At 60.8% G+C, this 26,446-nt stretch carries 33 protein-coding genes and 1 tRNA gene; 23 read left to right on the top strand and 11 right to left on the bottom strand.

Going from position 1 to position 26,446, the window contains the following annotated elements; translation table 11 throughout:
• Positions 1 to 278: 278 nt before the first annotated feature.
• The 4 genes from NTU39_RS26170 to NTU39_RS26155 form a co-directional block, all read right to left on the bottom strand.
• Positions 279 to 938, bottom strand: a complete 660-nt coding sequence (locus NTU39_RS26170) for a response regulator (protein ID WP_010807699.1) — start codon at positions 936 to 938, stop codon at positions 279 to 281.
• Entirely contained in the window at positions 935 to 1,735 is an 801-nt protein-coding gene (locus tag NTU39_RS26165; protein WP_257958891.1) for a sensor histidine kinase, read from the bottom strand. The genes NTU39_RS26170 and NTU39_RS26165 overlap by 4 nt, the downstream gene beginning before the upstream one ends.
• 371 nt (positions 1,736 to 2,106) lie before the next feature.
• The gene (locus tag NTU39_RS26160) at positions 2,107 to 3,501 is read right to left on the bottom strand and encodes a sensor histidine kinase (protein ID WP_246184497.1); all 1,395 of its coding nucleotides are present in this window, start codon (positions 3,499 to 3,501) and stop codon (positions 2,107 to 2,109) included.
• Positions 3,494 to 4,165 (bottom strand): response regulator transcription factor, encoded by a 672-nt coding sequence (locus tag NTU39_RS26155; RefSeq protein WP_046290162.1) that lies wholly within the window; start codon positions 4,163 to 4,165, stop codon positions 3,494 to 3,496. Before NTU39_RS26155 ends, NTU39_RS26160 begins: the two co-directional genes overlap by 8 nt.
• A 262-nt stretch (positions 4,166 to 4,427) precedes the next feature.
• Here NTU39_RS26155 and NTU39_RS26150 point away from each other — a divergent pair, with 262 nt between their 5' ends.
• The 3 genes from NTU39_RS26150 (at position 4,428) to NTU39_RS26140 (ending at position 7,408) form a co-directional block, all read left to right on the top strand.
• The gene (locus NTU39_RS26150; protein WP_373275341.1) at positions 4,428 to 5,468 is read left to right on the top strand and encodes an ABC transporter substrate-binding protein; all 1,041 of its coding nucleotides are present in this window, start codon (positions 4,428 to 4,430) and stop codon (positions 5,466 to 5,468) included.
• A 201-nt stretch (positions 5,469 to 5,669) separates the two neighbouring features.
• The gene (locus NTU39_RS26145) at positions 5,670 to 6,503 is read left to right on the top strand and encodes an ABC transporter ATP-binding protein (protein ID WP_150663648.1); all 834 of its coding nucleotides are present in this window, start codon (positions 5,670 to 5,672) and stop codon (positions 6,501 to 6,503) included.
• A 23-nt stretch (positions 6,504 to 6,526) separates the two neighbouring features.
• On the top strand, positions 6,527 to 7,408 hold the full coding sequence (locus NTU39_RS26140; protein WP_052252378.1) for an ABC transporter permease: 882 nt from the start codon (positions 6,527 to 6,529) through the stop codon (positions 7,406 to 7,408).
• An 86-nt stretch (positions 7,409 to 7,494) separates the two neighbouring features.
• On the opposite strand, the gene NTU39_RS26135 is transcribed toward NTU39_RS26140, so the two are convergent.
• From NTU39_RS26135 to NTU39_RS26120, 4 genes are all read right to left on the bottom strand, one after another.
• A complete protein-coding gene (locus NTU39_RS26135) occupies positions 7,495 to 8,097 on the bottom strand; it encodes a BPSL1445 family SYLF domain-containing lipoprotein (protein ID WP_150663647.1) in 603 nt (200 codons plus the stop codon).
• A 344-nt stretch (positions 8,098 to 8,441) separates the two neighbouring features.
• Positions 8,442 to 8,918, bottom strand: coding sequence for a hypothetical protein (locus NTU39_RS26130; protein WP_150663646.1), 477 nt, complete (start codon positions 8,916 to 8,918; stop codon positions 8,442 to 8,444).
• A 42-nt stretch (positions 8,919 to 8,960) separates the two neighbouring features.
• Positions 8,961 to 9,773, bottom strand: coding sequence for a response regulator (locus NTU39_RS26125; protein WP_150664168.1), 813 nt, complete (start codon positions 9,771 to 9,773; stop codon positions 8,961 to 8,963).
• A 113-nt stretch (positions 9,774 to 9,886) separates the two neighbouring features.
• Complete coding sequence (locus tag NTU39_RS26120; RefSeq protein ID WP_150663645.1) at positions 9,887 to 10,993, bottom strand: ATP-binding protein; 1,107 nt, start codon at positions 10,991 to 10,993, stop codon at positions 9,887 to 9,889.
• 327 nt (positions 10,994 to 11,320) lie between these two features.
• Between NTU39_RS26120 and NTU39_RS26115 the strand changes: the two genes are divergently transcribed.
• From NTU39_RS26115 to NTU39_RS26045, 15 genes are all read left to right on the top strand, one after another.
• Positions 11,321 to 12,028, top strand: a complete 708-nt coding sequence (locus NTU39_RS26115) for a flagellar basal body L-ring protein FlgH (RefSeq protein ID WP_257958890.1) — start codon at positions 11,321 to 11,323, stop codon at positions 12,026 to 12,028.
• Positions 12,028 to 12,561: a hypothetical protein gene (locus tag NTU39_RS26110; RefSeq protein ID WP_150663643.1), complete on the top strand. Its 534-nt coding sequence runs from the start codon at positions 12,028 to 12,030 to the stop codon at positions 12,559 to 12,561. Before NTU39_RS26115 ends, NTU39_RS26110 begins: the two co-directional genes overlap by 1 nt.
• A gap of 291 nt (positions 12,562 to 12,852) precedes the next feature.
• Positions 12,853 to 14,169 (top strand): tyrosine-type recombinase/integrase, encoded by a 1,317-nt coding sequence (locus tag NTU39_RS26105; RefSeq protein WP_257960141.1) that lies wholly within the window; start codon positions 12,853 to 12,855, stop codon positions 14,167 to 14,169.
• Positions 14,170 to 14,281: 112 nt separating this feature from the next.
• The gene (locus NTU39_RS26100; RefSeq protein ID WP_257958889.1) at positions 14,282 to 14,860 is read left to right on the top strand and encodes a hypothetical protein; all 579 of its coding nucleotides are present in this window, start codon (positions 14,282 to 14,284) and stop codon (positions 14,858 to 14,860) included.
• A 102-nt stretch (positions 14,861 to 14,962) separates the two neighbouring features.
• Positions 14,963 to 15,175 carry a DNA-binding protein gene (locus tag NTU39_RS26095; RefSeq protein ID WP_257958888.1) on the top strand — a complete coding sequence of 71 codons (213 nt, stop codon included), beginning with the start codon at positions 14,963 to 14,965 and terminating at the stop codon, positions 15,173 to 15,175.
• 14 nt (positions 15,176 to 15,189) lie between these two features.
• The gene (locus NTU39_RS26090) at positions 15,190 to 15,978 is read left to right on the top strand and encodes a phage antirepressor KilAC domain-containing protein (protein ID WP_257958887.1); all 789 of its coding nucleotides are present in this window, start codon (positions 15,190 to 15,192) and stop codon (positions 15,976 to 15,978) included.
• 290 nt (positions 15,979 to 16,268) lie between these two features.
• Positions 16,269 to 16,481, top strand: coding sequence for a hypothetical protein (locus NTU39_RS26085; RefSeq protein WP_257958886.1), 213 nt, complete (start codon positions 16,269 to 16,271; stop codon positions 16,479 to 16,481).
• Positions 16,474 to 16,758, top strand: a complete 285-nt coding sequence (locus NTU39_RS26080; RefSeq protein ID WP_257958885.1) for a hypothetical protein — start codon at positions 16,474 to 16,476, stop codon at positions 16,756 to 16,758. Before NTU39_RS26085 ends, NTU39_RS26080 begins: the two co-directional genes overlap by 8 nt.
• Complete coding sequence (locus NTU39_RS26075; RefSeq protein WP_257958884.1) at positions 16,751 to 16,981, top strand: hypothetical protein; 231 nt, start codon at positions 16,751 to 16,753, stop codon at positions 16,979 to 16,981. Before NTU39_RS26080 ends, NTU39_RS26075 begins: the two co-directional genes overlap by 8 nt.
• Positions 16,971 to 17,201, top strand: coding sequence for a hypothetical protein (locus NTU39_RS26070; protein ID WP_257958883.1), 231 nt, complete (start codon positions 16,971 to 16,973; stop codon positions 17,199 to 17,201). Before NTU39_RS26075 ends, NTU39_RS26070 begins: the two co-directional genes overlap by 11 nt.
• Before the next feature lie 336 nt (positions 17,202 to 17,537).
• A complete protein-coding gene (locus NTU39_RS26065) occupies positions 17,538 to 18,047 on the top strand; it encodes a hypothetical protein (RefSeq protein ID WP_257958882.1) in 510 nt (169 codons plus the stop codon).
• Positions 18,048 to 18,659: 612 nt separating this feature from the next.
• Entirely contained in the window at positions 18,660 to 18,953 is a 294-nt protein-coding gene (locus tag NTU39_RS26060) for a hypothetical protein (RefSeq protein ID WP_257958881.1), read from the top strand.
• Positions 18,954 to 18,958: 5 nt separating this feature from the next.
• The gene (locus tag NTU39_RS26055) at positions 18,959 to 19,192 is read left to right on the top strand and encodes a hypothetical protein (RefSeq protein ID WP_257958880.1); all 234 of its coding nucleotides are present in this window, start codon (positions 18,959 to 18,961) and stop codon (positions 19,190 to 19,192) included.
• A gap of 67 nt (positions 19,193 to 19,259) precedes the next feature.
• On the top strand, positions 19,260 to 19,871 hold the full coding sequence (locus tag NTU39_RS26050; RefSeq protein ID WP_257958879.1) for a tail assembly protein: 612 nt from the start codon (positions 19,260 to 19,262) through the stop codon (positions 19,869 to 19,871).
• A gap of 224 nt (positions 19,872 to 20,095) precedes the next feature.
• Positions 20,096 to 20,437, top strand: coding sequence for a hypothetical protein (locus NTU39_RS26045; protein ID WP_257958878.1), 342 nt, complete (start codon positions 20,096 to 20,098; stop codon positions 20,435 to 20,437).
• 461 nt (positions 20,438 to 20,898) lie between these two features.
• Here the strand turns inward: NTU39_RS26045 and NTU39_RS26040 are convergent, their stop codons facing one another.
• Positions 20,899 to 21,525 carry a DUF4145 domain-containing protein gene (locus tag NTU39_RS26040; protein ID WP_257958876.1) on the bottom strand — a complete coding sequence of 209 codons (627 nt, stop codon included), beginning with the start codon at positions 21,523 to 21,525 and terminating at the stop codon, positions 20,899 to 20,901.
• 230 nt (positions 21,526 to 21,755) lie between these two features.
• Here NTU39_RS26040 and NTU39_RS26035 point away from each other — a divergent pair, with 230 nt between their 5' ends.
• The 5 genes from NTU39_RS26035 (at position 21,756) to NTU39_RS26015 (ending at position 25,555) form a co-directional block, all read left to right on the top strand.
• Complete coding sequence (locus NTU39_RS26035; RefSeq protein WP_257958875.1) at positions 21,756 to 23,036, top strand: RWP-RK domain-containing protein; 1,281 nt, start codon at positions 21,756 to 21,758, stop codon at positions 23,034 to 23,036.
• 73 nt (positions 23,037 to 23,109) lie between these two features.
• Complete coding sequence (locus tag NTU39_RS26030) at positions 23,110 to 23,586, top strand: hypothetical protein (RefSeq protein ID WP_257958874.1); 477 nt, start codon at positions 23,110 to 23,112, stop codon at positions 23,584 to 23,586.
• A 398-nt stretch (positions 23,587 to 23,984) separates the two neighbouring features.
• Complete coding sequence (locus tag NTU39_RS26025; RefSeq protein WP_257958873.1) at positions 23,985 to 24,464, top strand: ImmA/IrrE family metallo-endopeptidase; 480 nt, start codon at positions 23,985 to 23,987, stop codon at positions 24,462 to 24,464.
• Positions 24,464 to 24,961 (top strand): hypothetical protein, encoded by a 498-nt coding sequence (locus tag NTU39_RS26020; RefSeq protein WP_257958872.1) that lies wholly within the window; start codon positions 24,464 to 24,466, stop codon positions 24,959 to 24,961. The genes NTU39_RS26025 and NTU39_RS26020 overlap by 1 nt, the downstream gene beginning before the upstream one ends.
• A gap of 123 nt (positions 24,962 to 25,084) precedes the next feature.
• Positions 25,085 to 25,555, top strand: a complete 471-nt coding sequence (locus NTU39_RS26015) for a hypothetical protein (RefSeq protein WP_257958871.1) — start codon at positions 25,085 to 25,087, stop codon at positions 25,553 to 25,555.
• A gap of 18 nt (positions 25,556 to 25,573) precedes the next feature.
• Here the strand turns inward: NTU39_RS26015 and NTU39_RS26010 are convergent, their stop codons facing one another.
• Positions 25,574 to 25,834 carry a hypothetical protein gene (locus tag NTU39_RS26010; RefSeq protein WP_257958870.1) on the bottom strand — a complete coding sequence of 87 codons (261 nt, stop codon included), beginning with the start codon at positions 25,832 to 25,834 and terminating at the stop codon, positions 25,574 to 25,576.
• 294 nt (positions 25,835 to 26,128) lie between these two features.
• Positions 26,129 to 26,204 (bottom strand) — tRNA-Arg (locus NTU39_RS26005).
• Between the last annotated feature and the right edge of the window lie 242 nt (positions 26,205 to 26,446).

Raw genomic sequence — 26,446 nt, 5'->3', positions numbered from 1 at the left:
CTGTAAGGCTCGGAGAGGTGACGAGGCGCTGACCGCCGTCGGCGATTCCCGATGGCGCGGTCGGTAATTCTCAAGCGGCGGAAACCCCGCCCGGTGGATGAAAAAAATTTTCGCGTCGCCGTGAAAATTCCTCTAAGGGCCGCGCATCGACCGTCGAATGTGTCCCCGGAAATGCGCGTGGCCCGCGATTGCGGGCCACGAAGTGAGTACTTAGTTCTTAGGATTCCCGGCGGAATCTGGCAGGAAATGTGGTGACGCTGTTGCGCCCCTCGCCGTGATCAGGCGCAGACCGGCCCCATCTCCGCGCTGACCAGACCGTGTTGCATCACGTAATAGGTCAGCTCGGCGTTGTTATTCAGACGCATCTTCTCTAGCAGACGCGTGCGGTACACGCTCACGGTCTTGACCGAGAGCGACAGCGCGTTGGCGATGTCGGTGAGGCGCTTGCCCGAGCCGATCATGCACAGCGTCTGGTATTCACGGTCCGACAGACGTTCGTGCGGCGGCTGGTCGGCGTCCGGTCCGAGATAGTCGGCGAGCGTTTCGGCGACCATCGGACTCACGTATTTGCGGCCCGCGGCGACTTGTCGCACAGCCGAGACCAGTTGTTGGGCATTCGAGCGTTTGCTCAGGTAACCGGCGGCACCCGCCTTGAGCGCGCGTAGCGCGAACTGACCTTCGCCGTACATGCTGAAGATCATGATCGGCAGACGCGGGTGTTTGCGTCGCAGGGTCTTGAGAATCTCGAGACCGTTGGTGTCCGGCAGCGAGATATCTAGCAGGACGATGTCCCACTGGGCCGCGTCGGTCATCTCCAGCGCTTCTGCGCCGCAGTCGGCTTCGCCAATGACGGCGATACTCCCGCTATCGGAGAGCAATTGCCGGACGCCCTGGCGCACGATGGCGTGGTCGTCGACGATGAGCACTCTAAGCGTCATGATGCGTATCCGTGAAGAGCAAGCGATTCCGGGCCGTGCTGGCCGGTCGAGGCAGGCAGGATCTGATGCCAGGGAAGCCGTGCGCTGACGAGCGTCCCCGATCCTTGAACACTGCCGATACGTAGCGTGCCGCCGAGCGCCGTACAGCGCTCGCGCATGCCAACCAATCCGAAATGTCCCTGCTTGCGACGCGAGCCGCGGGCCAGCCCGCAACCGTCGTCGGAAATCGTGAGTTTGAGTGAACGGTGGCTGCCATCGAGCGCCACGACCACGCGCGTGGCGCGGGCATGACGGGCAACGTTGGTCAGCGCTTCCTGAGCGATGCGATACAACGCCAGCACCGCGTCGGGAGTGAGGTTCGCAACGCGCTCGCGCGTCACGTCGTCGCAGCGCCAGATGCACGTGAGACCGCTTTGCTCGCCAAAGCCGCGCAGCCATACGCGCAGCGAAGTGACGAGGCCCGCATCGAGCACGGGTGGGCGGTTGCGTCCGACGAGTTCGTCGGCCGCGTCTTGTGCAGCGTTCGCTACGTTCTGAATCTGGGTGCAGAAGGATTGCCACTCGGCGGCGTCTGCGGGCGCGCGCGTCGCGAGACGTGCGACGACCAGTTGCAATGCCGTGAGGTGAGCGCCGAGCCCGTCGTGCATCTCCTGCGCGAGTCGCGTGCGCTCGGCTTCGCGTGCCGCGTCGATCTTGCGTGCGACCGTCTGCGGCGACGTGGCGCGCGTGTGCAACGCGTCGTCAATCGACACGCGACGTCTCGCAGCCTGTGCGGCAGGATCGACGAGAAACGGCATGGAGGCAAATCCCTGAGAGAAAAAGTCCCGTGCCGCAACCCACGCGGCGAGACCCACATTCAATTTAACAAACTTTACATTTCGTCACAATTACACGCGGCGGGCACCCGCATGGTTGACAGCGATGCGTAACTATTTGATTTGGATCAAGAAGTTTTCGCTTGCTTGAGGGGATTTCTGCGAAGACCCTGAATATATCAGGGTTTGTCCTAGCGTATCCAGTCGAGCGTATGTTTCAAACGACATTCTCGGTCCAAAACAGTCGTAACGCCTGAATTTACGATGTTATTTCATACGATTGTTATTTTCTTTCAGCTGAGGGCGCGGGTATACCACGCGCCCCATCGGTGAACCGCCTCGGGTGGCGTTCCCTATGAGACGTTGCTTTCGGTCTCCGAATCTAAGGGGAGCGTCACGCTGACGATCAGTCCGATACCCTGCGCGCCCGGCGACAGCGTCACCGTGCCATGGCTGGCCGCCACGATTTCCTTCACGATGGCCAGCCCCAGACCCGTGCCGGGCTGACCCGGCGGCGCGTTACGGTAGAAACGTTCGAATACGCGCTGACGTGCCTCGGCCTGGATGCCGGGTCCATCGTCGATGACGCGCAGGCGGGCGGTGCTGTCCGGACAGTCGATCGCGACGGTCACACGTCCACCCTCGTGGATATAGCGGATCGCATTGTCGACAAGATTCATGACCATCGCATGAAACAGCTCGCCATTACCCGATACCCACACGTGCGCATCCAACGTCTCCAGCCCGAGATCGATGTTGCGTCGCTGCGCCAGCCCGACCAGTTCTTCCAGCACCCCGGCGGCCACCGTCACCAGATCCACCCGCGAACGTGAGAACGCCGGCGTGTCCGCCGCCTCGGCCTGCGAGAGCAGTAACAGCTTGTTCGTCAGATCGGCGAGGCCGCGACTGCTCGTCTGCATGGCGGCCAGCACATCGGCCAACGCGGCGCGGTCGTCGAGCTGCGCGGCGAACTGCAACTGCGTGTCGAGCAGCGTGAGCGGCGTACGCAACTGGTGGGCAGCATCGGCGACAAAGCGACGCTGTTGTTGCGCCTGTGCCGAGAGCCGCTGAATACACAGGTTGATGGCGTCGACGATGGGTCTCAGTTCTGTTTGCAGTTGTCCGGCGCGAATCGGCACCAGTTCCTGCGGTGAGCGTCCGGCCACTTCGTCCTTGAGCCGGATGAGCGGATGCAACTCGACCGTCAATCCGATGAGTACCAGCACGGCGGCTAAAGCGGCCATGGCGATCTGTCGGTGCAGCGAAGGCTTCCACAACTGCGCGAGCATCTCGTCACGTGCATGCATCGTCTCAGCGACCACGATGGCCACGCGATGCGGCTGGCCGGAGTCGTACATCGTACGCACGAAGTTGATCGCGCGCAGCGGCTCGCCGTTCACTGTGACGTTCGAATAAGTGGGCACTGTCTGCGGAAACAGCGGTGGATGCGGAAAGTCGGGCGGTCCGGCGAGCAGCTTTCCGTCTTCGGTGATCACCTGATAGAACACCCGGTCGCGCGCGGGCGACGCGAATAACTCCAGTGCTGAAGGCGGGACCGTTGCACGCAGCGCCCCGTCCACCCAAGTCAGCTCGCCCGCAATGACCTGCGCCGAGGTGAGCAATGCCCGGTCCTGCACGAGTTCGGCGGTGTCGTGTGCGCTGCGATAAGCCTGCCAGCCAGTCGCCACGATGTAGAGCGAGAGCGGCAGCATCAGCCACATCAGCAGCCGGACGCGCAGACTAAGCATCTTTCTCGCGCAGCAGATAGCCGAGACCGCGCAGGGTCATGATGGCCGCCCGGCTCGTTTCGAGCTTCTTGCGAAGCCGGTGGATGTAGATCTCGATGGCGTCGGCGCTGGGTTCGTCGTCCAGTCCGAACACGCCGTCGACCAGCGCGCTCTTCGCCACGGTCTTGCCCTGCTTGCGCATAAGGATTTCGAGCACGGCGTGCTCGCGCGACGGCAACGCAAGCGGTGCACCGGCAATCGTGAATTGCCGCGTGCCTGCGTGATAGCTCAGATCGGCGCACACGAGATCGGCGCTTTGCTCGGGGGCGTGGCGACGCGCCAGCGCCTTCACGCGAGCGATCAGTTCGCGCACTTCGAACGGCTTGACGAGATAGTCGTCGGCCCCGGCTCCGAGGCAATCGACCTTTTCGTCGACCGAGCCGCTGGCCGTCAGGATGATGACGGGTACGTTGTTGCGCCGCTCGCGCAGCCGCCGCAAGACGTGCTTGCCGCCGAGCTTGGGCAGCATCAGATCGAGCAGCACCACGTCGTACGTTTCCGTTTGCAGCAGACGGTCGGCGGCGTCGCCATCGCGTGCGGCGTCGACAGTGAAGTTGTCGTCGCGCAGCATGCGGGCGAGCCAGTGGGCCAGAGTCTCGTTATCTTCGATCAGCAGCAGTTTCATGACGGCGAATGCAGAATGCGACGGCGAGTGTGCCCGTGGAACGTGGGCGCGCCAACAGCGGGTAAACACCCATGAGCATTGGGCGAAAACCTGCAGGGGGCGAAAGCTTGATGAAAGCTTCGGTTTTCTACAATTTGCTCCAAGGCAGAGGATACGCATCAGAGGACCGCTGCCCGGGCCCAGTGACAGAGATATCACGACGGGCCGGCCGGCACCGCAATCGGTTCGGGCCATTATCCCTAAAAACGATGGAGACACCACAATGCGAGCAAGCCTTGGCGTGCGTGCGCCGAAAGCCTTCGTGAAACCCGTTCTGGCCGCCGTTTTCGGCGTGTCGCTGGCGCTGAGCGCCGCACCGGGTTTCGCTGCCGATAGCGGCAAGATCACGATCATGGTCGGCGGCATCACGAAGATGATCTACCTCCCGGCCAAGCTTGCCGAGCAGCTTGGTTATTTCAAGGACGAAGGGCTGAACGTCGAGCTGCTGTCGCAGCCGGCCGGTGTCGACGCCGAAAACGAATTGCTTGCCGGCGCCGTGCAGGCCGTGGTCGGCTTCTACGATCACTCGATCGATTTGCAGAGCAAGGGCAAGGAGATCCAGTCGATTGTCGTGTTCGGGCAGGTGCCGGGCGAAGTGGAACTGGTCAACGCCAAGAGCAAAGACACCATCAAGAGCATGGCCGACGTGAAGGGTAAAACCCTCGGCGTGACCGGCCTGGGTTCGTCGACGAACTTCCTTACGCAGTATCTGGCCGCCAAGCACGGTCTGACGTCGGCGCAGTACTCGGTGCTGCCGGTGGGCGCGGACAACACGTTCATCGCGGCCATCAAGCAAAACCGCATCGACGCCGGCATGACCACCGAGCCGACCGCGTCGCAACTGATCAAGACCGGCGACGCGGCCGTGCTCGTCGACATGCGCACGATGGAAGGCACCGTCGCTGCGCTGGGCGGCGCTTACCCGGCATCGAGCCTGTACGTGCAGCGCGCGTGGCTCGACAAGCACAAGCCGGAAGCTCAGAAGCTCGCCCGCGCCTTCGTGAAGACGCTCAAGTTCATCAACACGCACTCGGCGGCCGAGATCACCGAGAAGATGCCGAAGGACTACTACGGCAACAACAAGGCGCTGTACGTGCAGGCCTTGCAGAATTCGCTGCCGATGTACTCGCCGGACGGCCGCATGCCGAAGGACGGTCCGGAGACCGTGCTGAAGGTGCTCTCCGCGTTCAACCCGAACGTCAAGGGCAAGCACATCGATCTGTCGAAGACGTACACCAACGAGTTCGTCGATCAGGCCAAGTAAGCCGGTTTGAAACGACTCGCTGCACCGACTTGCATCGGTTGACCCTGTAGTACCGGCGCGCGGTCCCCACGACGCGCAGCCCTTACCCGTAAAACGCCAGGCCGCCCGCACCCGACCCATGTCCGGTGTGCGGACCGGTTCAGCCCTAGCAAACGCAATATCAGTGCTTAACACCGTTCCGACGTCATTCAGGAGCCGGGCATGACCCAGACCATTACCCCCACGGCACCGGCGCGCGCGGCAAGCGCCGTGTCACGCGACACGCCCGCCATCGAGTTCGACAATGTGTCGTGCCGCTTCATCTCGCCGGACGGCAAAGCCACCATCGCGCTGCGCAACTTCAGCATGTCGGTGGCGCGTGGCGAATTCGTCGCCATCGTCGGCCCGACCGGCTGCGGCAAGTCGACCACGCTGTCGATGATTACCGGCCTGCTGCGTCCGACCGCTGGCAGCGTGCGCGTGATGGGTCAGCCGGTCAACGGCATCGATCCGCGCATCGGCTTCGTCTTCCAGAACGACGCGGTTTTCCCGTGGCGCAGCGTGCGCGATAACGTTGCCGCCGGGCCGCTGTTTCGCGGTCAGTCGAAGGAAGCTGCTTATGCGCTGGCTGACGAATGGATCAAGCGCGTCGGGCTCGACAAGTTTGGTGGTCACTATCCGCACCAGCTCTCGGGCGGGATGCGCAAGCGTGTGGCGCTCGCGCAGACGTTCATCAACAACCCCGAAATCCTGTTGATGGACGAACCGTTCTCCGCGCTCGACATGCAAACGCGCACGCTCATGCAGGACGAGCTACTGCAACTGTGGTCGTCGACGTCGGGCTCGGTGGTGTTCGTCACGCACGATCTCGAAGAAGCGATTGCGCTGGCCGACCGGGTGTTCGTGCTCACGGCGCGCCCGGCGACGTTGAAGAACACGTACACGATCGATCTGCCGCGTCCGCGCGTGATGTCCGAGATCCGCTACGAACAGCGCTTCATCGACATCTCGCGCGAGATCTGGGCGGATCTGCGTGAAGAAGTGAAGATCGGTTAAGTGGCACGGACCGCACGGAGGATATGAACATGAGTGAACAAGTTATGCAGGCGGCGATGCCCGCCGGACTCGGCGACGCCGATCTGGCACGCGAAGAAGCTATCGCGCAACGCCGTATCAAACAACGTCGCGCGCTGGTGGTGTTTCTGCGCGTGGCGATTCTGGTGGTCGGGCTGGGCGGCTGGGAAGTGGCGGCGCGCATCGGCTGGATCGATCCGTTCTTCTTCTCGCAGCCGACGCTGATCGTTCAGCAGATTTACGACTGGTGCGTGGAAGGTACGTCGCAAGGGCCGCTGTGGACGCAGGTACTCGTCACGCTCGAAGAGACCGTGCTGGGCTTTCTGATCGGCGGTGTGGCGGGTGTGATCTGCGGCATCGTGCTCGGTCGCAACAAGCTGCTCTCGGATGTGTTCAGTCTCTACATCCAGATCGCCAACTCGATTCCGCGTGTGGTGCTCGGCTCGATCTTCGTGATCGCGTTCGGTCTGGGGATGGCGTCGAAGGTGGCGCTCGCCGTGGTGATGGTGTTCTTCGTCGTGTTCGCGAACGCGTTCCAAGGCGTACGTGAGGCCGACCGCTACATGATTGCGAATGCACAGATTCTCGGTGCGTCGCGCCGTCAGGTAACGATGTCGGTGGTGATTCCGTCGGCGCTGTCGTGGATTCTCGCGAGCTTGCACGTGAGCTTCGGCTTCGCCCTCGTGGGTGCGGTCGTCGGCGAATTCCTCGGGTCGAAGCAAGGCATCGGTCTGCTGATCTCGACTGCACAGGGTGCATTTAACGCCAGCGGTGTGTTCGCCGCGATGATCGTGCTGGCCGTGGTTGCGCTGGGCGCGGACTGGTTGCTGACGTCGCTGGAGAAACGGCTGTTGAAGTGGCGTCCGGCGGCGTTCTCTAACGAGTAATCTTCTCGTCCGACTCAAAAACAAAGCGGCGTCACTTTTGCAAGTGACGCCGCTTTTCCTTTGGAGACGCTGACGACAGCCGGGCGTCAGATCTTCAGCTTGGTGACCTTCGTGCCTTCGATGTTCAGGTTGGCCATAAGACCGGCGTTGGTCATCACGATCACTTCCACCGGCGAGGTCGCGGTGTTCAGGTCGACTGCACCGTTCGCGCCGATCTTCACGACGGCGACCGAGGCGTCGGCACCGGCCGTCCAGCCGTCCGTGCGCTGGAATTTGTCGAGGGCGTCCTGCGTCATGAACAGGAAGATGACGGCCTTCGATTGCGCACCGATCTGAAGACCGAACGACGCCGTCACCGTGTTGTAGTAACCCTGCGTCTTGCCGCCTACGCGCAGCGCGCCTTCGCCGTATTCTCCACCGACCACGAAGCCCGCTTGCAGCACCGACGGGAAGACGAGCACACCGCGCGCCTTGTTCACCAGTTCGCGCGAGCCCTTCACCGAGGCGTACATCTTGTCGAGCGCGCCATTCACCGAGGCGTCGATCGTCTGACGCTTGCTGGCGTTCGCAGCGGGCGAACTGTCGCTCTTATCGGATTGCGATGGCGTGGTTGTCGTGCAGCCTGCAAGCGCAAAGGCGGCAGCGGCGACAGCGACGGAAGTTTTCATCAGGAATTCGCGTTTTTGCATTTTTCTCCCTCCGGAAAGCGTGTGCCGTGCGCAAAGCGTAGCGGCGTGGATGTGGATTAAACGTCAGGCCGATGGGGACGCACCTTTCGGCACGGGGCCCCGCAGCATTGAAGCGGGTGATGAGGACGATCGTTTGGCATCCGACGGATGCCGATGGTGACAATTGACCGGCCAGAGAGCGTAGCGTGATGTCCGTTTCGCGGCGTGTTTTGCGGTGTCGCGAGGGCGGAAATCAATGCATCGGCGTGACGTCGATTATGCGGTCTCTGTCGGTATTGTCAAGAAAATCACGCGATAAGTTCCGCTAACGTGTTGCCATCTTTCGCTAACTTGTAGGCGTCCGCCTACGTACACTCGCGCATGTATTGCTCTTTGAGCGCTTTGCGCGGGTTTGTGCGTGTAGGAATGTCGACGCGATTGCCTGCGGGCGAATCGACGCGTTGATCGCGGGTGTACACCGGCTTGTCCGGTGTATTGGCGATCTTGTCGGCGAGCGACTTGCAGTAGTCGCGTTTGGTCGGCGCGGCAGCGGCGGAAGATGCCTCCTGTGCCGCGGCCTGATTGCGGGCGGCTTGCGAGCACTGCTCCGGCGGTAGCGCGCGGCCGACGCTATCGAAGCATACCGGCGTTTGCGCAAAGGCAAAGCCGCTCGCGCCGAGCAACAGGGATGCGGCAGTGATCTTCAGCAGGCGGTGGAACGATTGGGCGGACGACGGTGCGCCGTCAAACTCGGCAGTGCCAACGATTGTCGACGCACGGTGTGTGGCAGGGGAAGCGGCGCTCAGGAACATCGGGGACAGCGTGGCGGTGCGGCGTGGCATCGACATTCTCCTCAATGAATCCCGCTTGGGCAGCGGGTGCGCCTATTCTGGCACCGCCCCGGCCGGGTTGTCGATAGCCGCGACGCCCGGTCGCACTGTCGGCACCGACGGAGTGCTTGGCACTGCGGGCACGTCCGTGCGCAACTCCAGCCGATAACCCACGCCGTAGATCGAGCGCACGATCTCTTCGTCCGGCCGGATCGCCTGCAACTTGCGACGCAGATTCTTGATATGGCTGTCCACCGTGCGGTCGGCGACCACGCGGTGATCGTCGTACATCCGGTCGAGCAGATGCGCGCGCGGGAACGTCTTGTCGGGATGGCTCGCGAGTGTGGCGAGCAGTCGCAGCTCGACCGGCGTGAGCGGCAGTTCGTGCCCGTCGAGCTTCGCGTGATGACGCACCGCGTCAATCACGAGCGCGGGCATCGGCGGGGCGGCGGGCGTGGGCATTGCGGTGCCGGTGCTGGCCATCGCGCCGCCACGCACGCGTCGCAGGATCGCCTTGACGCGCGCGACCACTTCACGCGGACTGAAGGGCTTGCAGATGTAGTCGTCGGCACCGAGTTCGAGTCCGAGCAGGCGGTCGGTTTCCGCCGCGCGTGCGGTCAGCATCACGATAGGTACTTCGGAAATCTCGCGCACGGCGCGGCAGACTTCGAGGCCATCCATGCCCGGCAGCATCAGATCGAGAAGCACCAGACGCGGCTGCGTCACGCGTACAGCTGGCAGCACGTCGCGTCCGTCCGTCAGGATGCGACACGGCATGCCCGCCACGCGCAGATACTCGGCGAGCAGCGCGGCGAGTTTCGGTTCGTCTTCGACGATCAGAATCGGCGCGGCGTCCGAGAGCGCCATGCCGACGGGCGTCGAGACGACTGCCGAATGCGCTGGCGGCGTGGACGTGAGGGAGGAAAGGCTTGATGCGCTTTGCAGGGATGTCGACGAGTGCGTGTGCATAAAGGGCAGGCTCAACTCAGGGTCGTCAGGGCTTGGGTGCCAAAACAGCTGGCGGCCGCGCTCAACGCGCAGGCCGTCGATGTCGAAGCGCCGGTGGCGGCCGGGTTCTGACGCGGCAGGGTGATCGCCAGCGCCAGACCGCCCAGCGGCGAGTGTCGCGCGGCGATCTGACCGCCGTGCGCTTCGACAATATGTTTGCAAAGCGCGAGTCCGAGGCCCGCACCGCCGCTGCGCCGACTGCGCGACGCTTCCACCCGGAACAGACGCTCGAACAGGCGGGGCAGGGCGTCGTCCGGCACGCCGGGCGCGGAGTCTTCGATCTCCAGACGCAATTGTGTCTCGGTCGCCGACAGATAGACGCGCACTGCGCCGCCGCCGTCGGTATAGCGCAACGAATTCTCAAACAGGTTGCCGATGAGTTGCGTCAGACGGTGCAGGTCGCCGTCGACCGTGAGCGTGTCGTCCGGGAGGTGGACGTTCAGCGCAATGCCCTTGGCTTCGAACCAGTCGCCGAAGGCGGCGACCGATGTCGCGACGCGCTCGGTCATGTCCACCTGCGCGAACTCGTAGGTCAGCGCGCCCACATCGGAGAGCGACAGTTCGTACAGGTCGTCGATCAGCTTGGAGAGCAGGGAGATCTCGACACGCAGCGAGGCGAGCGCGTCCTGCGTGAGCGGGCGCACCCCGTCTTCCATCGCTTCGATTTCGCCGCGCAGGATCGACAGCGGCGTGCGCAGTTCATGGGAGATGTCGGCGAGCAGGTTGCGGCGCAGGCGGTCGTTCTGGGCCAGCGTGTCGGCCAGACGGTTCAGATCGACGGCGAGCCGCGCGAGTTCATCCGCCCCGGCGGTGGGCGCACGCACGCTGTAGTCGCCCATCGCCATGCGGTGCGTGGCTTCGAGCAGCGGTGTGACGGGCACGAGCAGACGTTGGGCGAGCCGCAGCGCGACAGCGCCGAGCAGGGCGACGCCGAGGATCGCCAGATACATCAGGTTGTCGCCGCGCAACCAGCTGTGCCCGCCCATAGCGGCACGCACGACGGCCGTCGTGGCCGCCATGGTGACCAGACCCGTCGCGAAGATCGCGAGGAACAGCTTGCGGGTGATGCCTGAGTTCATGCGCTTGGGTGTTCTGACGAAGTTAGCGGCTGAAGCTGACTGCTGCCTTATTGGCGACCGTGTCGACCGCGTGACGACCGGGCAAGCGAGTGCGGCCCTCCCGTGGTCGGCGCGCCATTCTCTCAGCTTCGGGACGCCGCGCGTCGTGCCTCCACAAATTTTCCTCTATTTGTGCGCAGTGGCTGCACGCGCGGTTCTTACTATCCATCACGAAGCTGGCCGCCGTGCTGCCTTCGTCTGGCGGGGGCCGTGCCGCTGCCCAACCGTTCACCACTTTCGAAAGACATCCGGATACGGCATCCGGGACCGGCGCGGGGGCGCCTCACCATGTCGAAACTGTCGATGCTACCGAGCGCGGCAACGCGCGTTCTGACCCGTACGCTGGCCTGGCTGGCGATGATCGCGAGCGCAAGTGTCGCGCTCAGCGGTTGTGTGGGGCCGCAGGTCACGGCAACGCCGATGGCGGTCATGCCGATGCCGCGCGTCGCGAACGTCCAGACCGGCGGTTCCATCTACCAGTCCACCACCGCGACGAACTGGTTCGAAACGCCGGTGGCGCACCGCATTGGCGACCTGCTGACGATTGCCGTCTCGGAGAACTCTACGGGCACCAGCAAATCGCAGAGCGACACGTCGCGCAACGCCAGCATGACGGCCAAGAGCGCCAAGGCGGACGGCGCCGATTCGGTGCTGGAGCGCTGGTTCAACATCGGCCAGCAGGCGAGCAGCTTCAAGGGCAACGGCACGAATACGTCGAGTTCCGCGATGACCGGCACGATCGCGGTGGCGATCGTGGAGGTGCTGCCCAATGGCGCATACGTGGTCGGCGGAGAAAAGCAGGTCATGCAGGGACGCAATATGGAAACGTTCCGCTTCACCGGCGTGGTCAACAAGTTCGATATCTCGCCCGCCAATGTGGTGGCGTCGAGCAAGGTCGGGCAGGCCAAGGTGGCGCGCGTGGACGACGGCCAGGTCGCCGATGGCAGCAACGGCGGCTGGTTGCAGACGATTCTCCTTGGCGTTTCACCGTTCTGATGAAGCGCCTCGCGAGGGTGCTGGCGCTGGCGGCGACGGCCAGCGCGACGCTTAACGGTTGTCTTTTCACCACGCCCGCGCCGATCCTCGCGGCGCAGGTCGCGGCGAGCGTCGTATCGACGGGGGTGGTGCTCTCGGACCAGTTGCCGTCCGTCTCGCCGCCCACGCAACCGGCGGCCCCCGAGCTGCTTTCGCGCAACATGTGCATCGAACTGGCCCCGGACGGCATTTCCGATTTGCTGCCTGCGATTCAGGGGCGTTTGCGGGCCTACGGGATCATCAGCACGATCTACAGTCCGGGCACCTGGCCGACGGGCTGCGTCGTGCTCAACTACACCGTGCGCCGTGCATGGCGTAATTCCTTGTGGGGCAACTCACCGAGCGAGTACCTCGCCTACGCGACGCTGACGCTGAGTCAGGACGGCTCAGTGATCAATACGGTGTATTTCGACGGACGGTCGTCGACGGTGGAATCGTGGTCGGCGTCGAATTCACGGATGGCGCAACTGGTGGACCGGCTGGTGGTGTTTTGAGTCGAGAGGGAGGGCGGGTAGAGCGGGGGGGCGTCCAACGGGGGAGGCAAACGGCAGATTGGTGCGCCCGACTGGAATCGAACCAGTGACCCTCGGCTTCGGAGGCCGAACAAGTGGGTGTTTATCGGCGTTGATCGACTCTTATGAAAATCACGCAAGCTACTGAAATAAAAGGTTTTGTTGTGGATTTTAAGATGGCTGTGAGTTGACTTGAGTTGATCGATTCGCTCAGAATCGGGTTACAAATGGGTTACAAGTGCTTTGTAACCCGGTTTCCGACTGGGGCGGATGGTGGCCAAAATCAACTTTACGGCGGCGCGCGTGGAACGGCATGATTGCCCCTCCGACAAGGTGCAGTCATTTCTCTGGGACTCCCGGGCACCAGGCTTGGGCCTGCGGGCTACGGCGGGCGGCGCTAAGACCTATGTCTTTCAGGGAAAGCTCCACGGCCGCACCCTAAGGCTCACCTTGGGGGATCATCGAAGCGTCACCATCGAGCAGGCGCAGGACGAGGCGCGGCGATTGCAGAGGCTGGTAACGGCGGGCGTCGATCCGCGCGTGGACAAGGCTGAGACCCTGGAGGCGAGAAAGCGGGAGCTTGAGCAGCGCCGCCAGATCGAGGAGCGCGGCACACTCATAGCCCGCGATGCTTGGAATACCTATATGGCCGAGCCTCACGAGCAATGGAGCGATCGCCATAGGCTCGATCATGAAAATGCTGCCGCACTTGGCGGGCAGGCGAAGAAGCGAGGAAAGGGACTCACGACGGCGGGGCCATTGACGCCGCTACTGGCCTTGCCGCTGGCTTCGATTGACGCCGCAGTGGTCCGGGAGTGGGTCCGCAAGGAGCGCGCCGCCCGTGAGACGGTCGCGGTGAACGCCTTCCGAAAATTCCGTACTTTCATCAATTGGTGCGCTAAATCGTCGCGGTACGCTGGTATTGCGAACCCCGACTGCTGCCGCGATGACTCGGTGATGAGCGCCGTCCCGAAGCAGCGCGCCAAGGAGCATGATTGCTTGCAGCGTGAGCAGTTGGTGCAGTGGTTCAACGCCGTCAGATCCATATCCAATCGGGTCATCTCCGCCTACCTTCAGGGATTGCTTATCACCGGCGCGCGCCGCGAGGAGCTGGCGGCGCTTCGCTGGGCTGACGTTGATTTTCAGTGGCGCAGCCTGCAATTGTCGGACAAGGTCGAGGAGGCTGGCCGGACGATCCCGCTCACTCCTTATCTGTCGAGCCTGCTGGCGGCGCTGCCACGTCGGAACGAATGGGTGTTCTCCAGCCCGTTGGCAGCCGACGGGAAGCTGACAGAGCCGAGAATTGCCCATACGAAGGCTTTGGCGGTAGCTGGCCTGCCCCACGTTTCCCTGCATGGTCTGCGTCGCTCCTTCGGGACGTTATCGGAATGGTGCGAGGTGCCGGTGGGCGTGGTTGCTCAGATCCAAGGGCACAAGCCCAGCGCACTGGCCGAAAAGCACTACCGCCGGCGTCCGCTCGACTTGCTCCGCATGTGGCATGACAAGGTGGAGGCGTGGATGCTGGAACAGGCAGACATTGAGTTCGACGCGGGCGTCGCCGACAAGCGGCCGCTACAAGCGGTGAAGTGAATGCAGGTGTCTCGTGTGAGCGCCGCCGCCCACCGCCTCGGCTTTGGTGGTGGTTTATGTCGCGTAGCGCGGCGAGCGTGCATGAAACGATGTAATACGCAAAAGGAACGTGATGAGCGATAGTGATTTCGACGCAGAGTGGACTTGGGCATTGATCGATTTCCGGAGCGAAGGGTATCCGGAAGACCTAGCGGGATTGCTGGAGTCGGATCGAGAGATTCCCGTGATGGTCCGCCGGTTTCTTGCGGACTATTTGACCGGCCGCACTGCCGTCGCGCTGCGGCGTGGAAAACGCAACGCGCAACTCCTCCCGAGGCACGCTCGAGAAATTGAGACGGCGCTTTTAGGACTCTATCGGGCTACGGAGTGGATTCTCATTAACATCGCGGGATTCGCCGACGAGCGGCAGCAGGAGGAAGGCGAGATTCGTAGTGTCGTCCAACGGGTACGAGCGGCAGGACTGCAGCGAATCGCATCCAAATACGACGTCTCGGTGAGTACTGTGAGGCAGCTACACAAGGCGAAGGAGGCTGTGGCTTGGGAGAGAGTGGACGCCGGGGAGCTAGAGCTAGCTATGATCGGGTCAAGGTGGGGTAACGCAGAGATTGAGGCAGCCGTGCGGAAGGTCATGCTTGCCAAGGCACGAGCAGTGCTCGATGACCCTGACTCGTTCGACCCTTTTTCGGAATAACGCGTTTATTCCGTCAAACCGTTTTTACTAAAACTCTCACGAGCACGAAACTGGCACCCAAGCGGATCAACGGTGATTCGCAAAATTTGGGAGTCAGTGACTATGACGGTTCACCAGGCGGCGGCAACTTCAGTGAGTTGCCCGTTCCTCACGACGGAGCAACTCGCCAGCGCGCTGCACCTGCGCCCGCAGAGCATTCGCAAGCGCTACATGGAAACCGGCAGTTATCACGGCGTGCGCCCGGTGAAACTGCCGAATCGCTTCCTCGCATGGCCGACGAATGCCGTTGAGCAACTGCTGAACGGGGGCCAGTGATGACACAAAAGAAAATGGGCGCCGGCCAGGGCGCCCACCTCAACTGCATCAATTCCGCTGCCGATCTTATCGTAACCGCTGCACGCGCGTCGAGCGAAATCGTTGTGCGTCGCCCTGACGGTGCGCTGGTCGTAGATAGCCGCACTATTGCCGACGAGTTCGGCCGTCGCCATGACAACGTGATGGCCACACTTCGCGACTTGATTCGGGATGGCACGATCAACGCCCTTGATTTCAAGGACGTTGAATATCGTGACGCGAAGGGGGAGCGCCGCCAGATGATCGAACTGAACGAGCGCGCCGCTCTGGTGGCGACGCCGTTCGTTGGCGGGCGGCGCTCGCGTGAGGGGCAGAAACGGATTGTCGCCGCATTCCTGCACTACCGCTCCATCGCGACGGGCACGAGCGCGCCGGATCTCACTAACCCCGGCGTGCTGCTGGGGCTGTTGGAGACCCACGCCCGCCTGTCGCTGCAACTCCAGCACCAGGTGATCGTGCTGGAACCCAAGGCACAGGCGCTCGATCGCTTGGAATGCGCTGACGGTGCGCTGTGCATCACGGACGCGGCCAAGAATCTGAAGGTGCCGCCACGAAAGTTGTTCGGATGGCTCTCCTGCAATCAGTGGATCTACCGCCGAGGGGCATCGTGGGTCGGCTATCAAGCCGCGATCGTGCGTGGGCTGCTGGAGCACCGGGTATCGGTGGTGCCGCGCAATGACGGCTCCGAAGTAGTTTCCACGCAGGTGAGGGTGACGCCCAAGGGGCTGGCCAAGCTCGCCGTCGAACTGGCGGCGCTCTCGTAATGAAAGCCCTCTTGACGCTCGTAAACCGCCGGCTGTATGCTCGGGCCGTCGCCGAAACAACGGCGAACGAGATTGGCGTCTCGAATAACACAGGCGGACAAGCCGCCGCAGTCGCGGCTATTTTTTCGTCCGTAGAGCCTTCGCGCGCCCAGTTCAATGGGCGGGCCTTGGCGGGGAGGGTTTCGGCCCTGCCGGTCCCTGTGTTCCGGTACGCCAACCCTGTCATGTGCCCGCCCACCCCGATTGGCGTCGGACGGCGGGCCTCCAACGCAAACACAGGAGGTCGCGTCATGCGCCTGCATCCGATCGCCCACACCGGGCAATCGCAATCCCCCATCGAAATCATCCGCGCAGCATTGCGCGCCGCTGCACTGGCTCATTCCGACCGGGATGCTCTCGACATCCTCGGCGACGCCATGCTTTCGCTGGCCGGTGCTCCCCCAATGGGGGAACACGCTTTTCCTGCAATTGCGGAAAAGTCCGTGGAGGTGCGTCATGGATAAGCTCCGTTGCCGCCCCGGTGATATGGCATTCATCAAGCGCTCGTGGAATCCGCTGCTCATCGGCAGCCTCGTGTTCGTGAAGTCGATGCGGCCCGATGGTCATTGGGCGGTGGTGTTGCTCGGCCAGCCCGCGCTCCTTCCCAGTGAAGACCACTCTGGCCATGTCATCACGACCCAAGTAATCGCGAAAGACAAGGATCTCGAACCGCTCCGCGGCGAAGTCGACATGTCGGACATTGCTTTCCAAAACTGTAAAACGGAGTTGTGCGATGCGTAACCCGACCGAAGCACTGGAGCGGGCCGAGCGTGAACTGCGCGCCGCAGCTCGCGCACTCCGCCAGGCTGAAGCAATGTTCACTGCTATTGGCACTGCGATCGACGCAGGCACGCCGGTCGCTGCCGGCAGCCTTGCTGATATCGGATTCGAGATCACCTGCACGTATAGCGAGCGCGCGGAATCCGAAGTCGAGTGGATCACGGAGGCTCGGCATGGCGCATAAACCTGACGCAATGGCGCGAGCCGAATCCGAACTCCGCGCGGCGGCCTCAGCGTTGCTTCACGTCGTCGCCTTGTTCGATGCAATTGCCGTGGGCGCAGGCATGGGCAAGCCCGTGATTGATGCTCAGTCGCTCGCAGAGATCGGGCGCGAACTGGCAATGACGTACTCAGAGCGCTTCACGAGCGAGGCTGAGTGGTTCGAGGAGGCCCGCCATGCGTGAGTGCGCCGGTCGCAACGCCCTCGACCCGCGCGGTTTCATCGTCGTCGCACCGGGCGGGATGGCGTACTTCCCGCCGGTGTCGATAGATGAGGCGCGGAGGGCCGTAGAGCGGCTCTCTCGCCCCAGCGAGACCGAGTGGGCGATCGTGCCCTTCACATTCTGGCTGCGGGAGTACTGGCCCTGTGGCTCGTTTGTGAAGGCTTACAACGCCGACGGCATTAGGCGTCGAAGGTTGAGCAACTCTGGCCGGGTGGGGAAGTCGGGCAGCGCGCCCCCTAAGGGAGGCGAATGAAGCGGCAACGCTCGCTTAGCGATCCGAACGGGAGACACATTCGCGTGTATCTCACTCTGATCAATAGCCCCGCGTGGCGGGTGCTGGGGCCGTCCGCTGTCAAGCTGTACCTCGACATGCGGGCGGCGCTCACCGGGACCAACAACGGCAATCTGAGCGCCGCCCTGTCCGACCTCAAGCACCGTGGCTGGGCATCGTCCGCAACGTTGGCAAAAGCTCTATTTGAGCTTCGCACGCTGGGATTCATCGCTGTCACCCGAGAGGGCGGGTTAAAGATGGGAACGCGCGTGTGCACGCTCTACCGATTCGTGGATCAGCCGGTGTTTGAGCAGCCGGCAGTCGGCGTGCTGGCCGCGCCTGCGACTCACGACTACCGGCTATTTGGTTCTGTGAAGGAGGCCGAGCAAGCACTCGCGACAGCCGTTGAGAGGCTGCGCGAGGAGGGCGGGAATAAGGTGACGTCAAAAATAAAATCCCCTGTTCAGAAATTGAAGCGTAACGCTTCAGAATCTGAAGCGAAAAGGCGATTTATCGCTTCAGTTTCTGAACACTGAGGCCCTCTATCGCTTCAGAAACTGAACAGGGGCGGAATTCGGTGGAAAGCCGCATGGATAAAGGGTTTGAGGGCGTTTTTTGGGTGATTTTTGGGCTGTTGTCTCCCTGTTCAGAAACTGAACACCTTTATATAACTGCCATACCTATGCGCAGAAAAGCACTGCTTTCAGGTGTGTTGGAGCACTGCAAAAGAGGGGGCAAACATGGTCGCGGTCAAATTTGCGCGAACCGGTACCGATCCGAATTCGGGCCTGTTCCGAAAACCGGAACCGTTCCGGAAATCGGAACTCGCGAGTGAGCGTTTGGATGCGGCTACGTGTCACACGTGACTTTCGCGGGACCGATGAACGTGTGCGCCGTTGGTGGAAACCTCGACCCCAGGTTGGATTCGAGACTTCCGCCAATGGCGGGAAACTCGTAACGGACGCTGACCGTTTCAGTAACGTTTCACTGCGCGGGAAAGTGCGATGGTGTGCGGAGGAGGGGAATCACCCCCTCTCATAAGGGTGAATCACCCCCGCACGAAATGCACCCCCGCAGCATATGCACTGGCCCATTCCATGCACGAGACTCTTTCGCGCGATGTGGGCGCTAGGCAAAGGATAGGAGCGATGGCAAAGCAGCGAGCACTGCCACAGGCGGGCGGCAGACACCCGATAGAAGACGGCCCATTTACGGCCTACATGCCACCGGCATCGGATTCCTTGATCCGTGCATGGCGGGCGGAGTTGATCGTGCTGATCGATCGATGTGCGCACGACATGGAGACAGACGAGGAGCGGATTGAGCAATTCATAGCGGCGGCGCTTCGTCAGCCCGACTACACGGTCTGGCTCGACTTGGTGCATTACCGCGAGTGGGCGGCGCTGATCGAGGCTCGCGAGGCAAGCGGAGGAAATCGATGAGGGCAATGGCGGACGTGTTCGTCCAAACGAAGATCGACGTGGCCGAATTCCTGGCCATGTGGGTGCAGGGGCTGCCAGATGACGGCAGGGCGGCGCTTGACGATAAGTTGAGGGCTGGGCATCACCTCGGTTTTCACGTCGTCACCACGGGCCCCGTAAGCGCGCATATCACGCTCACCGATCCGGCGGGCATCACACATATCGCGAATACGATCGTGGCGGACACAGCCCGGCGTTGAAGTGGTTGGCCAGCACCGTCGAGGAGACGGTAGGTTTTTCAGCGGACAACCTTGGAGCAAAGTAATCATGACAGAGAAAATCAGAACGGTGCGGCTGTATGGCACCTTGGGAGCGAAATACGGGCGCGTGCACCGGTTCGCGATCAGCAGTCCCAGCGAGGCATTCCGAGCGCTCGCAAGCCAGTGCAAGGGGTTTTATGAGGATCTTGCCGGCAGCCGTGCACGAGGCATCGGATATGCGGTGCTGGTGGGCAAGCGTCACCTGAGCTGCGACGAACTCGATATGCCGCCTGGCGCTGATGACATTCGCATTGCACCGGTGGTGCTGGGGGCGAAGCGCGGCGGCTTGTTCCAAGTCCTTTTGGGCGCGGCCATTGTCTCGGCGGCTTGGTTCCTCGGCCCATCTGGCGGGCTGGTCGGGACGTTCACCGCCGGTGGAGCAACGCAAGCGGCGGCCATGTTTGGTGCCGCCATGTTCCTCGGAGGCATAACGCAATTGCTTTCGCCGCAGCAGGCCGGTTTGTCTGTGAAGGACGGCCCCGACAACGGTGCGAACTACAACTTCAACGGCCCGGTGAACACTCAGGCTCAGGGCAACCCTGTGCCGATTGGATATGGCCGAATGCTCGTTGGTGGTGCGGTGATCTCTGCCGGCATTTACGCGGAAGACCAAGCCTGATCAGGGTGGGGGGGTAACAAAATCTTCAGGTCGTTTCCCTCCCGGCACGGGCGCGTAGTCATTTTTTCGCGCGCCCGCTTCAGAAATTCGGCTTTTTGATCCCTTCACTCAACCTGCCGACCATCTAGGTCGAACGCCATTAATACACTATGCCAAACCCAGGAAAACCCCGTGCTCTAAAACTGCTCAGTGGCAGCAGACGAGCGAACGACAGCGGTCCCGGTGTGGATCTGCCGCTTGTACAAGAATATCCAGCGCCGCCGGACTGGCTACCGAACGCGTTCGCAGCAAAGGAGTGGCATCGAGTGGTGCCGCTGCTCATGAACGTGGGGTTGCTTACCGAAGCCTCGCTTACGTCCCTCGGTCACATGTGCGCTGTGCATGGGCGGATCTTGCAGGAGTACGCCGCCGGAATGACGCCCACGGGTAGCCTACTCAGCATCTTGCGCAACTACCAGAACGATTTCGGCCTGACCGCCATGGGGCAACAGAAGATCGGGCCGCCTGGTGAAGCTAACGGCGGGAACAAATTTGCCAATAATGGGTGTAAACCCAAGCGGAAGTAACCGGCGGATCTCTGTGATTTGTTCGGGGAATCCCGAAAAAAAGCGGTGGGCTGACCATCTGCCTATCTGCGAGGATGGTTATGAAGGCGTTTGGGAGTGGCGCCGCACGTTATTCGGCTGGGTGCGCCGAACACCGCGTGAGCGCCGCCCTCCGATAGCTTCTGCGGTGGGCAGTTATGCGTTGCGCTGAGCACGGGGGAAGCAGTCGCGCGCGTGAAACTGCGGAGGGGTGCCTCGTATTGCAGGTAACGCTATTGCTCTCGATGGCGTGCCGGCGTGTGCATGAGTTCGTGGCCTCACCGTAGCGTATGGTGTGGTGTTTTACCACCCCGCGCCACGGGGTCCAGTTTCTGGAGGTCATCGTGGTCGGCGTGGGCATAATGGCTTTCTAGCGCCCGTGCGACGAAGCGAATACAGTCCAACTGCTGCGTCATCCACCTGCCGCGCAGGTGTGGATATCGCTACTTCATTGGCGGCTTCCCAACTTGAGCAAGCTTCTCGTTCAGAGCTTGGCGGCGTTCCTTTGCTCGCGCTGGTTGGACATAGTAAAAGTCGAAGAGATCCTCCAGTACGTCCAAATTCCATTCCGCCTCATGTGGCTCCACTGGCAGAATCTGACCAGAGTTGGTGTCCTTAAGTGGATGAGCGGCAAAATTACCGATGTTTCTTATTGCATCAATGTTTTCCGCGAGAGCAGACGGCAGACTCTTGGAGTCGATCGCCGCTTGGATTGCGGGGGCTAAATCCTTCTGGCCGTACCCATTTTCCCGCAATACAGATTGGAGACATCTACGACTCAGTGCGGCGGACGCTTTGGGGCTTATGGAAAGTATTGCGGATGCCTCCATGTAGTCCTCGGCGATATGCGCGGGTACCTCTACAGGGGCCGGTTGACGAGCACTTGCGGAACGAGGAAATGCAATGTACCTGCGGACGAACCGAGAGGTGTTTTTCGTGACGCTCCCTTCAAGCGTGATGATGGCTTCATTGCAGTTGGGACAAGTCATGTGCCCACATTGCCATACGCTTTTTCCGATCCGGTCGAAACGGTTGAGCATCTCATTGGTGAACGACGGATGAATTGACACAGTGCAGTGCGGACACTTCATTGCTAATCCCCGTATTGTCTAGTTTATTCCGATAGAGTGCCGTAAACCGTGAGCACCTTCAATTGAGATCGCGTAAGCGGGTCTTGGGTAGCACATTCAGAGGTTCTACCTCTTCGGATAAATCGGTTTGCCGTGCGAACGTTTGCGTCGATTCGACAATAGGAGAAGGATTTGATGGTCCAAATTCTTATATATGGCAGCAAACCACTATGACCGATACCGATTCTGGCGAGGAAATATCTCGCGACGAGCTATACGAGTTGGTGTGGTCAAAGCCGATGATGGAGGTGGCCAGTCGCTTTGGTGTTTCTTCAAGCTACATGGCACGGGTGTGCCGGCACCTCAATGTTCCCAGGCCGCCGCGTGGGTATTGGGCGAAAGTCTCGGCTGGAAAGTCAGTGGGAAAGATTCCTCCGCTGCCGACCTCCCAGCCCGGCCACCATCAATCTTGGTCGCGTGGCGCATTGGGTTTTCGCTCGCCAGAGTTGGATCCCACTGGCGTGGACGAGACCAATGCAGCGCCGCCGCCTAACAGACTTCGCTCATCGTCGCGCCACCCATTGCTTGACGGCGCACGAGAACTATTTTTGATCGGGCGAAAGTCTCGGTCGCTGGGGTATCTAAAGCCATCGAAAGTGATCCTTCCTGATATCACAGCGACTGAGGCCGGACTCGACACAGCTTTAAGTGTCGCGAACAAGCTATTCCTAGAGATGGAGCGGCGCGGCCATCGCGTTTCCATCGCACCGGACGCTCGCACATTTGAACGAGTCGGTACCGATCTGCGAGAGACTGCTCATCCCCACCCACTTTATGAGAACCTGTGGGTTCCGCGCCGTTGTACTGTTGTGTATGTTGGCACGCTGGCCATTGGCCTCTCGATTTTGGAAATGACGGAGGCCGCTGAGGCCAAGTATGTTAATGGCACCTTCATTCGACTCGACGCGTTGCGGGAAAATCCTACACACATCAAACAATTTAGTCGTCATTCGGAATGGGTCACTACGATCGACTATCCCACGGGAAGGATCTGCATCCACGCATATTGCCCGTACCAAACTGCTAATTGGAGCAGGCACTGGAGGGAGGAGAAAAGCGCGAGCCTCCTTGGTCGAATTCCCGCCATTGTTCAGGAAATCGAAGACTCTTCGGCGGAAATCGCTAGGCTTGTAGCAGAGGGCAATCGGCGGCAAGAGGAAGAAAGCCGGCAGTTTGATGAAAACTGGGCGCGTTGGGAGAGAGAAGCCGCAAACAAACGGGCCGCAGAGGCTGCGGAATGCAGTCGAAATGCGTTGCTCGGCATAATCGGTGCTTGGGACGAGGCGAGGCGCGTACAAGTTTTTTTCGCGGAGGTTGAGCGTCAACTTTCAACGTTGAGCCCGGAATCTCGTGAAACGATCGCGAAACAGTTGGAGCGCGCGAGAGAACTCGTAGGTAGCACTGATGCGCTCGCGCTATTCAGTACATGGGCGCCTCTCGGGGCATCGTAATCCAAATCTCCTTACCTCAAACCGGCGGCGCTCTTGTGTCGTTGCGAGGAAGGGCTATTGAAAAGGGGCGGAAATGGATCGTGAGTTTGACGAAGCTACCTACTATGCCGAGGAGGGCGACAAAGTCACTTCCCTCGCATCAGATGTCGTTGGCCTACTGAAGGGAATGAATGATGCGCAGAGCGATGTTCTAGCGCGCGCCGGCATCAAGCGACTGTCGCCGTGCGCGGATTTTATCGGCGACTTCGCGTATTACGTGTCGGTTCATGGTCTCCGCCTGGGAGTTCGTTTTGAACATGCTTGGAGTGGGCAGCCAGGGATGCAGCGATTGGTAGGTGTATTGTCCTTTGCGGCGATTGAAAAGAACGAATTCAAAGACGAGCCATATCTGCTGATGAGAGTTGAGTCGACGGGGATTGTCGCCATCCGTGAGCTGGATAATTGGCAGGAAATGGTTCCCGGCCACCAGCCAGATGTCGTTGTTTATCGGTATGCAAAGTCCTTGCTGCGATCTGTGCAGCGGCGACTCAGAGTCATTTCTTCAGACTGACCTGAGCGCGGTCCGCCGTTTTGGTCGCAGTGTCTGAATGCGTTGAAATAACACACCAATGGCACCGGCGTGCTGATCCCTTGTCTCTCTGCCTTACGACAAAGACTTCGTGGTACCGCTCCCATCAAGGTGGCAGACGGCCTCATGACAAGGGGGAGGTCCGCGGGCGGTGAAGTTAGGCAAATTCGCAACTATTGGGCAAAGTTTGCCAATCAATGCTACTGTGTATACGTACAGTTCGTCGGTCAAGCCTCGGGCTAGGGCGGTGTGGCCGTCTGCGGAAGCGCTAGCAACATTAGTTGTTGTACCCGTGTGGAAATATTTTTAGGTTATCGTGCTAGAATCCGCGCCGAACTCTCGGCGTTTGTCAACCAGCTACTTTTTGAGGAGGAAACGACATGTCAACTATCGCGTCCACCCTGCTCGAAAGGCATTGGGATGGAAACCTACCGATCAAACCAGAAGCTATTGCGCTAGCGATGGGCTTGAAAGTCACGGCTCAGTTTGGTCAGGAAGGCGGTTACAGCGGTTGCATCGAGAAGCAGCCGAACGGCGACGTTGTGATTGCATATGATTTGACAGAACCCCGTGTTCGTCAGCGTTTCACTATCGCGCACGAAATCGGGCACTTCGCCTTGGGCCATCTGACGGAAAACCGCATTCGATTCCGCGATACGGTCTCCAATTTTTCAACTGGTGCTTATGCACCGGAAGAAACCGCCGCTAATCGATTTGCTGCGGATCTTCTAATGCCAGCGCACGTGCTGCGTTACGTTGTTGTTGAACGTGGAGTTGATGACGTGGAACGATTGGCCAACGCTTTCGATGTGTCGCAAGTCGCGATGCGCTATCGCCTTCAAAACCTCGGCCTCATTTGATGGCCTCCGCCGACGGTAGCATTCCCAACGGGCAAGCCCCTTCCCAGGGGCTTGCGGATGCCTTTGGTGACGCTCTATCCGCTTCGAGCGAGAAGACGGATTCTGCTATTGGTGCAGATTTGTCGGCTGGCTACGTGCCGCCCAAAGTGCTCAGTGAAGACTCCCTCGGCTTGACGGAGCAACGACATAGGCATGGACTGCAGCAGAATATTTTTTCCTGCGCGATTACCGTGGCTGTCGTTCTTTACATTTCCGCGATCGTTTTTGCTGGATTTGTACTGCTGAAGTCGTCGCCTGGACAACTTGGTGCTGATTGGCACTCGTCGCTTTTAGCCGGCGCGTTCATCGTCCCGCCCACGGTAATGATGATCGTCTTGATTAGGGCTGTCTACGCAAGCGCTAATTCGAAAGATGCATCTGCGGACGACCTGCCGTCTATTTCTTTGGTAAAAGAGATTCTTGCCATCGTCAAGGACGCGGCAGCTACGGGCAAGTAGTCTCTAACCTCCGTAGTTCCCGCTATTCAAGCTGTTCAGTGCCTACAAGCCCCGATTCTCGCCCGCGATATGATGAATTCGCGAGGGCTGTCATATCATCCGCTGAAACGACAGGAGACCGATATGGAACCTTGCGCACTGTGCGAAAGCCTTCATGGAAAGCCGTTTGATACCCTTCCGCACACATCGCTCGCTCAACTGAGCCGTGGCGGAATCGGGGTGCCGCCAAACATCCAATGCAGTTTCGTTCGTTGGGAATGCAACGACTGTAAGCGCCACATGATTCAACGCTCGGAGGGGCATGACGGGCTCAATCGCTGGAGCATTGCCGACTTTCCTCAGAGCGTTGATTTCGAGGCACACGGATGCCACTTCTGGGCCGACGCGCGGCAACAACCGGATGGCCGGTTTAGAGGGGGGGTGCACGTCATAGGCATTGACGATACGCCTGTCTACCCGCCGCTCTATATCCCAGCTCCCACGACCAAAGAAGCTGTGGATGACGCTCAGGAAGATGGCGAGGCCTTCGGTTTCAGTATTGCGAAGAGCGGCCTAATGCGCATGCAGGCTCTCGCCCGGATAGGTGTGAAGTAGCCCCAATCTCGCCTAACGTCATCGAGGCGCTCGGCCTTGCGGCCTGAAACTCAACGCGCGGGTATGCACCCCATAAATTTCGTGTATCGCGGCTGCACTGTCGACATTCAGATCGCGGATGAGGCGACGATCTGGAGAATCTCTATCAGAGTTACGCCGTTTGATGGTGTCGAGCTGGTCGAGCCATTTGGCACCCGAGAACTCAAGCTTGCGAAAGGTGACTCGCTCGACTTGATCCAGGCGGCGCTCATCGATGAGATCCGTTTGGCGATTGACCATCGGCTGGTCGGATGTTGACGCCCTGGCAGCCTACCGAAAAGCGGTCACGGACAAAGATGCTTCGTTTGACCACAAGTTTGAATCGCCTAGGGTGGAGTGCGGCCGTACCAGCAAAGATTCGCTGCCGACACGATCGCCTTCAGCGAGGCGGCACGATTGGACGAAGTGGCGCGAACGCTGAACGCCTCCGGTTCTCTGTCCGCGCGCTGATCGAAATGGGTTACAAGCGGGTTACAACCTCGGGTTGGACGATTCGTAACTCTACTGCGAGTTGACGTAACCCACTGAAAAGATTGGTGCGCCCGACTGGAATCGAACCAGTGACCCTCGGCTTCGGAGGCCGATACTCTATCCCCTGAGCTACGGGCGCTGTGCTGACCACCGGGGGAGAAGGCGCGAACGCGCGTACCGGCAGGCAAAGAGGTAGAAGCATAGCGGTTTTGCCGCGTGACGTCCATGCCCCGTGCATTCTCTCGCCTCACAATGCGGCGATTCTCTGTCGGACGCCCATCCCGCGCGGATTTGACGTGTATGCAACACGCCCACACTTTGCGCACGAACTACGCGGAACACCGCTTTTGCTTTCGCGTAAGTTAGGGAAAATACGGGACT

The sequence above is a fragment of the Pandoraea commovens genome, from assembly GCF_024704525.1.
GTDB lineage: Bacteria > Pseudomonadota > Gammaproteobacteria > Burkholderiales > Burkholderiaceae > Pandoraea > Pandoraea commovens.
The sequence above is the reverse complement of the archived record's forward strand: the minus strand, read 5'-3'. Positions and strand labels throughout refer to the sequence as shown.

Coding starts and splice junctions, on each gene's coding strand:
- NTU39_RS26060 (WP_257958881.1), top strand. CDS start 18,660: ATGGCAAAGCAGCGAGCACTGCCACAGGCGGGCGGCAGACACCCGATA.
- NTU39_RS26120 (WP_150663645.1), bottom strand. CDS start 10,993: ATGAACTCAGGCATCACCCGCAAGCTGTTCCTCGCGATCTTCGCGACG.
- NTU39_RS26150 (WP_373275341.1), top strand. CDS start 4,428: ATGCGAGCAAGCCTTGGCGTGCGTGCGCCGAAAGCCTTCGTGAAACCC.
- NTU39_RS26075 (WP_257958884.1), top strand. CDS start 16,751: ATGCGTAACCCGACCGAAGCACTGGAGCGGGCCGAGCGTGAACTGCGC.
- NTU39_RS26090 (WP_257958887.1), top strand. CDS start 15,190: ATGGGCGCCGGCCAGGGCGCCCACCTCAACTGCATCAATTCCGCTGCC.
- NTU39_RS26025 (WP_257958873.1), top strand. CDS start 23,985: ATGTCAACTATCGCGTCCACCCTGCTCGAAAGGCATTGGGATGGAAAC.
- NTU39_RS26125 (WP_150664168.1), bottom strand. CDS start 9,773: ATGGCGCTCTCGGACGCCGCGCCGATTCTGATCGTCGAAGACGAACCG.
- NTU39_RS26135 (WP_150663647.1), bottom strand. CDS start 8,097: ATGCAAAAACGCGAATTCCTGATGAAAACTTCCGTCGCTGTCGCCGCT.
- NTU39_RS26115 (WP_257958890.1), top strand. CDS start 11,321: ATGTCGAAACTGTCGATGCTACCGAGCGCGGCAACGCGCGTTCTGACC.
- NTU39_RS26130 (WP_150663646.1), bottom strand. CDS start 8,918: ATGCCACGCCGCACCGCCACGCTGTCCCCGATGTTCCTGAGCGCCGCT.
- NTU39_RS26095 (WP_257958888.1), top strand. CDS start 14,963: ATGACGGTTCACCAGGCGGCGGCAACTTCAGTGAGTTGCCCGTTCCTC.
- NTU39_RS26170 (WP_010807699.1), bottom strand. CDS start 938: ATGACGCTTAGAGTGCTCATCGTCGACGACCACGCCATCGTGCGCCAG.
- NTU39_RS26160 (WP_246184497.1), bottom strand. CDS start 3,501: ATGCTTAGTCTGCGCGTCCGGCTGCTGATGTGGCTGATGCTGCCGCTC.
- NTU39_RS26050 (WP_257958879.1), top strand. CDS start 19,260: ATGACAGAGAAAATCAGAACGGTGCGGCTGTATGGCACCTTGGGAGCG.
- NTU39_RS26015 (WP_257958871.1), top strand. CDS start 25,085: ATGGAACCTTGCGCACTGTGCGAAAGCCTTCATGGAAAGCCGTTTGAT.
- NTU39_RS26030 (WP_257958874.1), top strand. CDS start 23,110: ATGGATCGTGAGTTTGACGAAGCTACCTACTATGCCGAGGAGGGCGAC.
- NTU39_RS26155 (WP_046290162.1), bottom strand. CDS start 4,165: ATGAAACTGCTGCTGATCGAAGATAACGAGACTCTGGCCCACTGGCTC.
- NTU39_RS26165 (WP_257958891.1), bottom strand. CDS start 1,735: ATGCCGTTTCTCGTCGATCCTGCCGCACAGGCTGCGAGACGTCGCGTG.
- NTU39_RS26055 (WP_257958880.1), top strand. CDS start 18,959: ATGGCGGACGTGTTCGTCCAAACGAAGATCGACGTGGCCGAATTCCTG.
- NTU39_RS26140 (WP_052252378.1), top strand. CDS start 6,527: ATGAACATGAGTGAACAAGTTATGCAGGCGGCGATGCCCGCCGGACTC.
- NTU39_RS26145 (WP_150663648.1), top strand. CDS start 5,670: ATGACCCAGACCATTACCCCCACGGCACCGGCGCGCGCGGCAAGCGCC.
- NTU39_RS26035 (WP_257958875.1), top strand. CDS start 21,756: ATGACCGATACCGATTCTGGCGAGGAAATATCTCGCGACGAGCTATAC.
- NTU39_RS26080 (WP_257958885.1), top strand. CDS start 16,474: ATGGATAAGCTCCGTTGCCGCCCCGGTGATATGGCATTCATCAAGCGC.
- NTU39_RS26070 (WP_257958883.1), top strand. CDS start 16,971: ATGGCGCATAAACCTGACGCAATGGCGCGAGCCGAATCCGAACTCCGC.
- NTU39_RS26020 (WP_257958872.1), top strand. CDS start 24,464: ATGGCCTCCGCCGACGGTAGCATTCCCAACGGGCAAGCCCCTTCCCAG.
- NTU39_RS26010 (WP_257958870.1), bottom strand. CDS start 25,834: ATGGTCAATCGCCAAACGGATCTCATCGATGAGCGCCGCCTGGATCAA.
- NTU39_RS26085 (WP_257958886.1), top strand. CDS start 16,269: ATGCGCCTGCATCCGATCGCCCACACCGGGCAATCGCAATCCCCCATC.
- NTU39_RS26110 (WP_150663643.1), top strand. CDS start 12,028: ATGAAGCGCCTCGCGAGGGTGCTGGCGCTGGCGGCGACGGCCAGCGCG.
- NTU39_RS26100 (WP_257958889.1), top strand. CDS start 14,282: ATGAGCGATAGTGATTTCGACGCAGAGTGGACTTGGGCATTGATCGAT.